Consider the following 10,472-nt stretch of genomic DNA (forward strand, 5'->3'; position numbering starts at 1 on the left):
CATAAGGAGGAGATTGACATGACCACGTCCTTCAGCCGCCGCACCGAAGAGGATTACCGCTATTGCGAAGCCATCATCAAGCGTCACTCGAAAAGCTTCTATTACGCCTTCAGCAGGCTTCCGCAGGAAAAAGCCCGCGCCGTCTATGCCATCTACGCATTCTGCAGGACTGCGGACGATAGTGTCGACAGCTCGGGCAGCAGGGAGGAACGTACGGCAGCCCTCGGCAGACTGTCGGCTGAATTGGACCGCTTCCGGGAGGGGCAGGATGCGGACACCCCCCTCTGGCGTGCGCTGCGTGACGTCTTTAGCCGCTATGATATGGATATCCAACCCTTCTATGACCAGCTGGAGGGGCAGCGAATGGACCTGGATTTCAGACAGCCTGCGGACCTCCGCCAGATGGAGAAATACAGTTATTTTGTCGCGGGTTCCGTGGGCCTGATGCTGCTTCCGATCATTGCGCCAGGCGCTGATGCGGAAACCCGCCGGCATGCGGCCGATCTGGGAGTCGCCATGCAGCTTACGAACATCCTTCGGGATATCGGCGAAGACCTTCGCGACAAAGACCGGATCTATCTGCCCCGGGACCTCATGGCCAAACACGGCTATACATCTGAAGACCTGGAAAACCGCCTGATCGATGACCGCTTCACCAGTTTGTGGGAGGCCGTGGCCGCCCGGTCGGAAGATCTGTACGATCGATTCAACCAAACCCTTGGCGATTATTCGGACGACAGCCGGCTGCCGGTTGCTCTGTCCGCCGGCGTGTACCGCGGAATACTGAACGAAGTCCGGAACAACGGGTACGACTGCTTCAGCAGACGCGCTGTCGTCGGCCAGATTGAAAAGAGCCGGATTGCACTGGCGGTGAAAGCGCGCCTTATCGGAAAAACCGGCATGGTACAGACTTTGGCAGCGGATGTGGCACCCTGACCGCGGACGGAATAGGAGGACGGGAATACATGGATGCACAAAAAAAGAAAACGGCTCTGGTCATAGGAGGCGGCCTCGGCGGGCTGTCCGCGGCCATCTCGCTTGCGCAGGCAGGCTACCAAGTCTCCCTCTATGAACAGAATAAACACCTCGGCGGCAAACTGAACCGGCTTGAACAGGACGGCTTCGGCTTTGATCTGGGCCCGTCCATTTTGACGATGCCGCATATTTTCGAGCGGCTGTTCCATGCATCCGGCAAACGGATGGCCGACTACATACCCACTGTCCGCCTGGAGCGGGAGTGGCGCTCATTCTTTCCCGACGGCACGGTGATCGACCTGTACGGAGACCTGGACAAGATGCTCCATGAAAATGATTCGCTGAATGAAAAGGATATCCGGGAATACCGCAATCTGCTCGAATACTCCAAGGGGCTCTACGACATCACGGAAGAGGGATACCTGGGCGATGAAGGGCTCGACACGGCCAAAGAAGTCTTCAGCCACCACGGGCCGGTCACGGCGCTCAGACGGTTCGACCTGTTTTCCTCGATGTATGGCGGCATCGAAAAACGGATCAGCCATCCGCATTTCCGGACGATGCTGTCCTATTTCATCAAATACGTCGGCTCATCCCCCTATGACGCGCCAGCGGTCCTCAATATGATGATCTACATGCAGCATGCACAGGGTGTTTGGTATGTGCCAGGCGGCATGGACCGGATTGCACAGGGGCTGACCCGCCTGGCGGAAGAGGCCGGTGTGGAGCTCCATACCGGGACGAAAATCTCCAAGCTGACGGAAGACGGGAACGGGACCATCACCGGGGCCGAGCTTGAAGACGGAACAAAGCTTCAGGCCGACCACTTCGTCTCCAATATGGAAGTGATCCCACTCTATGAAAAACTGCTCAATGTCGGATCGGATAAAATCCGGAAACTCGAGAAAAAGTTTGAACCGGCAAGCTCCGGACTGGTGCTGCATCTCGGGGTTAACAGGTCCTATCCGCAGCTTGCCCATCACAATTTCTTTTTCTCGGAGAACCTGAAAGAGCAGATGGACCTGGTCTTCCGCGAGCACAAGCTTCCGGATGACCCGACAATCTATCTGGTCAATGCAAACAAGACGGACCCCGCGCAGGCACCTGAAGGCCACGAAAACCTGAAGGTCCTGCCCCATATTCCGTACATCCAGGACAAACCATTCACCAAGCAGGATTACGTCGATTTCCGTGAGCGCGTCCTGGTAAAGCTGGAGCGCATGGGACTCGATGGACTGCGAAGCCATATCGTGACCGAAGATATGTGGACACCGGAAGATATCCGCCGGGTCTACGGCTCCCACCGAGGCGCGATCTACGGGACGGTTTCCGACCGGAAAAACAATCTCGGCTTCAAGCATCCGAAGGAAAGCAGTCTGTATGACAACCTTTACTTTGTCGGCGGCACCGCAAATCCCGGAGGCGGCATGCCGATGGTGACACTGAGCGGACAGCAGGCCGCGACAAAGATCATCCGGAAGGACCGCGGTAAGTGAAGGACATTGCCCGAAAGGAGAAGCGGACATGCTGACTGTACTCATGGCGGCCGGGACATTGGTTGCAGTCCTCGGCCTCCTCGCAGGAAGGCTGATGATGTGGCGGCTCACAGTCCCGGAAAAACATCCGGAAACTTCCCGTCCCTCTCTTTCTGTCATCATCCCGGCACGCAATGAAGCGCAGCGGATCGGTCCTCTTATGGAATCGCTCAGAAATCAGCAGTATACGGATATGGAAGTGATTGTCGTGGACGATGATTCTTCGGACCGGACGGCAGAAATCGCCCGGACCGCCGGGGCCCGTGTTCTCCGCTCCGCTCCCGCCCCGGACGGCAGCGCCGGAAAATCCGCCGCCTGCTGGCTGGGGGCGAATGCCGCAGGCGGACAGCTTCTTCTGTTCCTTGATGCTGACACCCGTCTGCATGCGCCCGGCGGCCTGGATAAGCTTGTGTCCGAATACGAAGTGCGCGGCGGAAATGGACTGTTATCTGTACAGCCCTATCACACATTCGAACGGCCGTACGAGAACCTGTCCGCTGTCTTTAACCTGATCGTCATGGCAGGCATGAACACCTTCACCCCGGCAAGCTGGAAGCTGCCGCCCGCAGGCGCATTCGGCGGGTGCATTCTCTGCAGCCGGGAAGAATACATAGGAACCGGGGGCCACTATGCAATCCGCGGTGAGCTCATGGACGATCTGGCACTCGGCGCAGCGTTCCGCGACATCGGGCTTCCGGTTTACTGCCTGGGCGGCAGGAATGTCATCACGCTCCGGATGTATCCGGACGGAACCCGCAGCCTGGTGGAAGGCTGGACAAAAAGCATGGGTTCTGGCGTCAGCTCCACCCATCCCGCGGTCACCGCGCTCGTCAGTTTGTGGATTGCGGGAGCCTTTATGCCGGCTGCCCTCCTTGCGGCTGCCGGATGGAGCGGGATGACCGGGTGGATCACTGCCGGAGCTGCCCTTTATCTCCTTTATGGCCTGGAGGTCTTCAGGCTGTTCCGGAAAGCCGGAAATTTCCGGTTTACCGCAGTGCTTCTTTACCCGTTTCACTTCCTGTTTTTCACGGCGGTCTTTATCTGGTCTCTTTATGCTGTCCGTGTCCGGAAACGCGTCACCTGGAGAGGACGCCAGGTTGACCTTTAAAGGAGGAGAGCGATGCGGATGATCGAACTTCCGATTGCTTGGACTGCCTTAGTGGATATTGCCGCATGGGCGCTGTTTCATCTGGGTATTTCCTACGCCCTGTACCGGATGCCGCTCCGTGTTTTCGAAAAAGAGACTGCACTCACCCGCATCCGTTATTGGGAGCAGGGCGGCCGTACGTGGCAGCGGCTGCTCCGGGTCAGGCAGTGGAAAGACCGGCTGCCTGACGGCGACTCCGTGCTTGGCAGAGGGTTTCCGAAAAAGCGGCTTGGCGAAGGTTCGGCCGATTATCTTCGGCAGTTTGTTGCCGAGTCCAGACGCGCCGAGTGGACGCATTGGCTGCTGATCCCGCCGGCGTTCCTGTTTTTCCTCTGGAATCCCCCTTGGGCAAGCTGGGTGATGGTGGCCTATGCGCTCGCGGCAAACGTCCCGTTTATCCTCATTCAGCGCTTTAACCGCCCCCGCCTCATGAGGCTGTCAGCCAGAATGACCGTACATAAGGAGGAAGGCCATGAATGAACGACGCATGATGGAGGAACTGTGGAGCCGCGAGAAATACCGGGTCATGTACCACAGCCAGGCCCATTATGACCAGATCAGGCAAACCCTGAAGGGGCAGCCGGCTCTCGCTGACATCGAGTCGCTGATCGGCGCAGCGACAGAAATCCTGCCTACCCCCGGGTCGGTCGGGAATGCCGTCCAGCATATGTGGGGCTACTTCAAGAAGCAGGCGGATGAAGAGGAAAAGCATGAATACCGCCGGCTTCTGGATGGCTTTTCCTCAGGCAGCACCCGCGAAGAGGACCTTCTCCTGTTTCTCCGCCGGCTTGCGGAAAAGTATGATGTCGAGTATTTGCTGAACAGCACGATTCTCGAATAGGCGATCCATAGAAAAAAGGGCTGTCCATCGAAATGGGCAGCCCTTTCTCATATGGGGATATGTTAACGTTTCAATGAAGTATGTCAACGTCTCACAGCAGTATGTTAACGTTTCAACGAAGTATGTCAACGTCTCATAGGGGTATGTCAACGTCTCAACGAAGTATGTCAACGTCTCACCAAAACCTGCCTCATGCAGCCTGCACTGCTGGCTTTTTCAGCATGCCGGCAAGGAATGCGGTGACGATGGCGCCGGCGATAATCGCAGCCGCATAGAGGATCACCTTCATGAAGCCGCCGTCAACAAGGCCCATGACGAAGACTCCGCCGTGCGGTGCGCGCAGGCTGATGTCAAACAGCATCGTGAGAGCGCCCGTCACGGCAGCGCCGCCGATAGACGCCGGGATGACACGCGCCGGGTCGGCCGCCGCGAACGGGATGACCCCTTCCGTGATAAAGCAGGCTCCGAGTACATAGGCCGTCTTGCCGGCTTCGCGCTCCTGTTTCGAGAAGCGCTTCTTGAAGAGTGTCGTGGCGAGCGCCATGCCGAGCGGCGGCACCATGCCCGCGGCCATGACCGCCGCGATAAAGCTGAAGTTGCCCGCATCCAGCATGGCAATGCCGAATGTGTAGGCCGCCTTGTTGACCGGGCCGCCCATGTCTACCGCCATCATCGCTCCGATGATCAGGCCGACCAGTACCTGGTTCGTGCCGCCGAGCCCTTCGAGGAACGACGACAGGCCGGTGTACAGCTTCGTCAGCTGCGGGTTGATCAGCATCATGATGATGCCGGTGATGGCGATGCCGAACAGCGGATAAAAGAGGACCGGCTTGAGTCCTTCCAGCGCATCCGGCAGCTTGGCGAACATTTTCTTGACGAAAAGCGTCACATAACCGGCAAGGAAACCGGCGATGATTCCGCCGAGGAAGCCGGAACCGCCGTCCGCCCCTTCCACTCCGGAAACAGTGACCGCGATCAGGCCGCCGACCATGCCGGGCGCGAAGCCGGGACGTTCGGCGATGCTCGATGCGATAAAGCCCGCCAGGACCGGTACCATGAGGAAGAACGCCTTGCCCCCGCCAATCGTGTTGAGCATGGCCGCGAATGCATTATATTCAGGGCTTTCCGGATCACTTGCGTTGATGCCCCAGAAAAAGGATAGGGCAATCAGGATTCCGCCGCCGACGACAAATGGCAGCATGTTCGACACACCGTTCATGAGGTGCTTGTAGAATCCGCTCTTCGGCTCAGCCGATTCACCCTTGTCCGCCTTGCGTTCAGCATGGTAGATCGGGGCGTCTTTTGTTACGGCACGATCAAGCAGTGCATCTGTTTCATGAATCGCCTTGCCGACCTTTGTCTGGATGACGGGCTTGCCGTCAAAGCGGGCCATCTCCACTTTCGTGTCCGCCGCGACGATGATGACATCGGCCTCGGCGATCTCTGCTGCAGTCAGCCGGTTTTTCACGCCGGAGGAGCCGTTTGTCTCGACCTTGATCGGGATGCCGCGCTCCTTCGCGCGCTCATTCAGCTTTTCGGCCGCCATGTAGGTATGCGCGATGCCGGTCGGGCAGGCGGTGACGGCGAGGACCTTGCCGAGTGCGGGTGGCTCTTCCTGCCCTGCCTGTGCATCAGCTTGTACGGGAGCGGATTCCGCCGGTGCTCCGGATTCCGCCGGCGCTTCCGGCTCTTCCAGCTCCCGCTCCTTGTCGTTCACGGCAGCAAGCACTTCATCGGCTGTGGCCGCATTCAGGACGCGGTCCCGGAACTTGCCGTCCATCAGGAAGGTCGCGAGACGGGAAAGCGCCTCGAGGTGGGCATTGTTCGCCCCTTCGCTTGCTGCGATCATGAAGAACAGATTGGCCGGCTGTCCGTCGAGCGACGCATAGTCGATTCCTTCGGCGGAGCGGCCGAATGCAATCGCCGGTTCGCTGACCGCGGCGGACTTGGCATGAGGGATGGCGATACCGTCTCCGATGCCGGTCGTGCTTTGTTCCTCGCGCGCGAGGATATCATTCATAAAAGCTTCCCGGTCCGACAGCTTGCCCGCTTCGTCGAGCTTGCCGACAAGTTCCGAGAGCGCAGCTTCCTTGGATGCAGCCGCAAGGTCGAGAAGGACTGTATCTTTCGTCAACAAAGAAGTGATGTTCATCGCTTATTCTCCTTCTTTCAATCGGGTGACCGTGATCTGCCCGGCCAGCACATCGACATCTTTTTTCCGGCAAAGGTCCGAGCGGGAGACCGTTGCACTGCCCGCTGCAACACCGTACCTGAAGGCGTCTCTCGCACTTTCGCCGGACTCAAGCGCAGAGATAAATCCGGACACGAGCGAATCGCCCGCACCGACGGTATTGACCACCTTGACTTCGGGCGCCTGCGCCTCGGCTTCCACTGATTCCGAGAGGTAGAGTGCGCCTTCCCCGCCCATTGAAACAATGACATGCCGGACACCCTGCCCCACGAGCAGCCGGGCGTACTTCAGCGCTTCTTCCTTTGTTCCGATCTCTACACCGAACAGTTCACCGAGCTCATGCTCGTTCGGCTTCATCAGTTCGGGCTGCATGCCGGCGAGCTCTTTCAGGACAGGCCCGGATGTATCGACCGCGAGGCGGATACCATTATCCCTGCAGATGCCCGCCAGTTCCGAGGCAAAATCTGCCCCTGCCGAATCCGGGATCCTGCCGGCGAGCACGAGCCAGTCGCCCCGCTCCATCCGTCTTGCCCGGTCAAGCAGTTGCAGGCGTTCCTGCTCCGATATTTCCGGGCCGGGACCGTTGAGTTCGGTCTCCTGCTCCGACTTGATTTTCACATTGATGCGGGTGACGCTGTCCGTCCGGATCAGTTCCGTACGGATCCCTTCATCCCGCAGGAACTGCTCCAGATAATCTCCCGTGAATCCGCCGGCAAGTCCGACGGCGGTGCTGTCGGTGCCAAGCCGCTTTAAAACGCGGGAGACATTGATTCCCTTGCCCCCCGGATAGTAGTACACTTCTTCCGAGCGGTTAAGTTTCCCCGTGCTGAAGCCGGGAAGATAAACGGTATAGTCCAGAGAAGGCGTCAGTGTATACGTATAGATCATTCCGTCACCACCTTGACAGTTGTTTCGTTCTCAACGGCTTCCATCATCGCCGCATCCAGGGAATCCGTGATCAGCCCGGCGGAAGCGAGCGGAAGGACTTTGGTGAAGCTGACCTTGCCCGCCTTGCTGTGATCCGCGACGACATAAGTGCGCCGCGACAGCGAAGCGGCCAGTTTCTTGACAGCGGCTTCCTCGGGGTCCGGTGTCGTGTAGCCGTATTCCGGATGGAACCCGTTTGCCCCGAGAAAGCACCGGTCAAAGCGGTATTCCGCAAGGGCACCTGTCGCCTGCGGACCGACAAGCGCGCCTGTTTTGCCCTTTACGTAGCCGCCGGTCAGATAGGTCGTGATTCCATGGTCGATCAGAGTATCCACATGGGTCAGGCCGTTCGTGACGACGACCGTCCCCTTCCCCGCAAGAAACGGAATCATCCGGAAAGTCGTCGTTCCCGCATCAAGGAAGATGAATTCCCCTTCCTCGACGAGGCCGGCGGCTACAGCCGCAATCTGCAGCTTTTCCTGCTCGTTTTTGACGGATTTGTCAGAAACGCTCAACTCCTGGATGTTCCGGTCACGGATTGTGGCACCGCCATGGATGCGCTCCAGGAGATTGATAGCCTCCAGCTCCGTCAGATCGCGGCGGATGGTCGATTCTGATGCACCTGTGCCTTCCACAAGCTCAGAGATTTTCACGGTCTGCTTTTGTCTCAGCAGATCCATGATCCATTCATGGCGTTCAGTCGTCAGCATGTTTGATCACCCGTCTGTCATTGATTAAGCCCATTTTACTTGAAATCGGTTCCAAAATCCATCATAATCGTTCACAAACATTCAAAAACAGTCATCCTGTTGACTGTCTTCATTTAGGAGGAATTACGCTCATGGTCGAAAAACAATATACAATCAGTGCATCAGAAGGTCTCCACGCACGTCCGACTTCCCTGCTCGTCGGTTCGCTGGCGCCTTTCTCTTCCGATATCTCCCTGATCTACAACGACAAGACGGTGAACATGAAGTCCATCCTTGGCGTCATGGCGCTTGGAGTCGCATCGGGAGCGACCATCACCGTCAGGGCCGAAGGCGAAGATGAAAATGAAGCCATCGCCAAAATCGATGAAGTCATGAAATCCGAAGGACTGGCAAACTGAATGGAACAGCGGATCAAAGGTATCGCAGCCTCCGGAGGCATCGCGATTGCAAAAGCTTTCCGGCTGGAGCATCCCGACCTCCAGACCGAAAAAGCAACCGTTGCGGACACAGAAGCGGAAACTGCCCGCCTGGACCGGGCGATCGATGCTTCGCGGGAAGACCTCAAGGCCATCCGTGAACGTACCTCAGAACAGCTAAGCGAGAGCGAAGCGGACATTTTCAGCGCACATCTGCTCGTCCTTGACGACCCTGAACTCATCGGGCCGGTGAAGGAGAAGATCCGATCGGAACAGGTTAATGCGGAGCATGCGCTCAAACAGACCGCGGATGGCTTTGTCGCGCTGTTCGAGTCGATGGACAATGAATACATGAAAGAGCGCGCGGCCGACGTGCGCGATGTCACCAAGCGCATCCTGGCCCACCTGCTCGGCGTGACGCTCCAGAGCCCTTCGATGATCCGCGAACAGACAATCATCATCGCTGAGGACCTGACACCGTCCGATACCGTGCAGCTGAATCCGGAATACGTCCGTGGATTCGTCACGGATATCGGTGGCCGTACATCCCACTCCGCCATCCTGGCAAGGACGCTCGAAATCCCGGCAGTCGTCGGCAGCCGCTCCGCGATGGCTCAGATCGAAAACGGCGCGACGGTCATTGTCGACGGAACATCCGGCGAAGTGATCGTCAGCCCGTCTGACTCCACGCTCAAGGTCTATGAAGAAAAGCAAACCGCGTTCGCCGAGGAAAAGACACGGCTCACCAGGCTCGTAAATGAACCGACACTTTCAAAAGACGGCCACCGGATGGAACTGGCTGGCAACATCGGCTCGCCGGCCGACGTTGCAAAGGTTCTGGAAAACGGCGGAGAGGGCATCGGCCTGTTCCGCACGGAATTCCTTTATATGGGCCGCGACCAGTTCCCTACGGAAGACGAGCAGTTTGAAGCGTACAAGAGCGTGCTGGAGCAGATGGAAGGCCGCCCGACCATCGTCCGCACACTCGACATCGGCGGCGACAAGGAGCTGCCTTACCTGAACCTTCCGGAAGAGGCGAATCCGTTCCTCGGCATCCGAGCCATCCGCCTTTGCCTGCAGGAAGAGGACATGTTCCGAGTGCAGCTGCGCGCGCTGCTTCGGGCAAGTGTCCACGGGCATCTCAAGATCATGTTCCCGATGATTGCGACACTGGATGAATTCCGCCGGGCCAAGGCGGTCTTCCTCGAGGAAAAAGAGAAACTGGAACAAAGCGGCATAACAGTCAGCGACCGGATCGAACTCGGCATGATGGTCGAGATTCCGTCCGCCGCACTCATGGCCGACCAGTTCGCCAAAGAAGTCGACTTCTTCTCGATTGGTACGAACGACCTGATCCAGTACACGATGGCCGCCGACCGGATGAACGAACAGCTGTCGTACCTGTACCAGCCGTTCAGCCCGGCGGTTCTCCGGCTGATCAAGATGGTCATCGACGCCGCCCACCGGGAAGGCAAGCACGCCGGCATGTGCGGCGAAATGGCGGGTGACGAAGCCGCGATTCCGGTCCTGCTCGGCATGGGCCTCGACGAGTTCTCGATGAGCGCCTCCTCCATCCTGAAGGCCCGCGCGAAAATCGCAGGCCTTTCCAAGGCAAAGATGGAAGCGAAGATTGATCACATCCTGTCCCTCTCCTCCGGCGAGGAAGTCCGCTCGTATATTGAACAGTCCCTATAAGAAAAAGCGCATCGCCCGGGTGAGGGTGATGCGCT

General features: G+C 58.1%; 10 protein-coding genes. 7 read left to right on the forward strand and 3 right to left on the reverse strand.

What is annotated here, in order from left to right; genetic code table 11:
• Nucleotides 1-18: 18 nt before the first annotated feature.
• From AC6CHQ_RS05940 to AC6CHQ_RS05960, 5 genes are read left to right on the forward strand one after another with little or no spacing between them, the layout of a single operon-like run.
• Entirely contained in the window at nt 19-936 is a 918-nt protein-coding gene (locus tag AC6CHQ_RS05940) for a phytoene/squalene synthase family protein (RefSeq protein ID WP_251238767.1), read from the forward strand.
• Between the two features lie 29 nt (nt 937-965).
• Nucleotides 966-2,471, forward strand: coding sequence for a phytoene desaturase family protein (locus AC6CHQ_RS05945; RefSeq protein ID WP_498081130.1), 1,506 nt, complete (start codon nt 966-968; stop codon nt 2,469-2,471).
• A 28-nt stretch (nt 2,472-2,499) separates the two neighbouring features.
• On the forward strand, nt 2,500-3,618 hold the full coding sequence (locus tag AC6CHQ_RS05950) for a glycosyltransferase family 2 protein (RefSeq protein WP_498081131.1): 1,119 nt from the start codon (nt 2,500-2,502) through the stop codon (nt 3,616-3,618).
• 12 nt (nt 3,619-3,630) lie between these two features.
• Nucleotides 3,631-4,137, forward strand: a complete 507-nt coding sequence (locus tag AC6CHQ_RS05955) for a glycosyl-4,4'-diaponeurosporenoate acyltransferase CrtO family protein (RefSeq protein ID WP_251238770.1) — start codon at nt 3,631-3,633, stop codon at nt 4,135-4,137.
• Entirely contained in the window at nt 4,130-4,498 is a 369-nt protein-coding gene (locus AC6CHQ_RS05960; RefSeq protein ID WP_498081132.1) for a YbgA family protein, read from the forward strand. Before AC6CHQ_RS05955 ends, AC6CHQ_RS05960 begins: the two co-directional genes overlap by 8 nt.
• Before the next feature lie 190 nt (nt 4,499-4,688).
• On the opposite strand, the gene AC6CHQ_RS05965 is transcribed toward AC6CHQ_RS05960, so the two are convergent.
• Genes AC6CHQ_RS05965 through AC6CHQ_RS05975 form a run of 3 tightly spaced genes read right to left on the reverse strand, consistent with a single transcriptional unit; the run spans nt 4,689 to nt 8,326 of the window.
• Nucleotides 4,689-6,650, reverse strand: a complete 1,962-nt coding sequence (locus AC6CHQ_RS05965) for a PTS fructose transporter subunit IIABC (protein ID WP_498081133.1) — start codon at nt 6,648-6,650, stop codon at nt 4,689-4,691.
• Nucleotides 6,651-6,653: 3 nt separating this feature from the next.
• Entirely contained in the window at nt 6,654-7,577 is a 924-nt protein-coding gene (pfkB, locus tag AC6CHQ_RS05970; protein ID WP_498081134.1) for a 1-phosphofructokinase, read from the reverse strand.
• On the reverse strand, nt 7,574-8,326 hold the full coding sequence (locus AC6CHQ_RS05975; protein ID WP_498081135.1) for a DeoR/GlpR family DNA-binding transcription regulator: 753 nt from the start codon (nt 8,324-8,326) through the stop codon (nt 7,574-7,576). The genes pfkB and AC6CHQ_RS05975 overlap by 4 nt, the downstream gene beginning before the upstream one ends.
• 131 nt (nt 8,327-8,457) lie before the next feature.
• Between AC6CHQ_RS05975 and AC6CHQ_RS05980 the strand changes: the two genes are divergently transcribed.
• Both AC6CHQ_RS05980 and ptsP read left to right on the forward strand, forming a co-directional pair.
• Entirely contained in the window at nt 8,458-8,724 is a 267-nt protein-coding gene (locus AC6CHQ_RS05980; protein ID WP_092052907.1) for a phosphocarrier protein HPr, read from the forward strand.
• Entirely contained in the window at nt 8,725-10,437 is a 1,713-nt protein-coding gene (ptsP, locus tag AC6CHQ_RS05985; RefSeq protein WP_498081136.1) for a phosphoenolpyruvate--protein phosphotransferase, read from the forward strand. It begins immediately after the preceding gene.
• Nucleotides 10,438-10,472 lie beyond the last annotated feature (35 nt).

This window comes from Bhargavaea sp. GQ12, from assembly GCF_059758705.1.